Source organism: Bacillus sp. AF23, from assembly GCF_020861455.1.
Taxonomy (GTDB): Bacteria; Bacillota; Bacilli; order Bacillales; family Bacillaceae; genus Bacillus; species Bacillus halotolerans.
Map to the genome: position 1 here is coordinate 1 of NZ_JAJHVY010000048.1, position 669 is coordinate 669.

General features: G+C 41.6%; 1 protein-coding gene. It reads left to right on the plus strand.

The window, feature by feature from the left end; translation table 11 throughout:
• The coding region (locus LNN34_RS21765) for an IS3 family transposase (protein WP_229044609.1) at positions 1-669 on the plus strand (669 nt) is incomplete at both ends.

Sequence of the window (669 nt, forward strand, 5' to 3'; positions counted from 1 at the left end):
GAATTGGAAAGGAAGTTGATAGCCAAACGTCAGTCGAACTTGTAGAAGGATTGCGCAGCACAATAACCGTGCAGGATATCTGTATTCATTTAGGTATCTCTCGAGCGTCTTATTATCGTTGGAAGAAGAATCAGACGAAAGATCATCCTAAGCGCTATTTTGAAAAACAAATCGGCACGTTGTGCCGAGAGCACAAGTATCGATATGGATATCGGAAAATCACAGCCATACTAAAAAAGACAATGCGTATCAACCATAAAACGGTTCAGCGTATTATGCAGAAAAATCAATGGCAGTGCCGGGTTAAGGTGAAAAAGCGCAAGAAGAATGGACAGCCATATGCCGTGGTCGATAATATATTGGATCGGAACTTTCAGTCTGATCGCCCTCTTGAAAAACTAGTAACGGACATCACATATTTGCCTTATGGACAGAAACAATTGTATCTTTCCAGTATATTAGATTTATACAATGGAGAAGTGGTTGCTTTTACGATTGGCGATAAGCAGGACACAGACTTTGTCTTAAACACACTTGATCAACTGCCAACACTGCCTCAGAACTGCGTGTTACATAGTGACCAAGGATCTGTGTATACATCTTACGAGTATCAAAAAGCTGTTAACACAAAAGGCATTACCATGAGCATGTCCCGCAAAGGGACGCCCG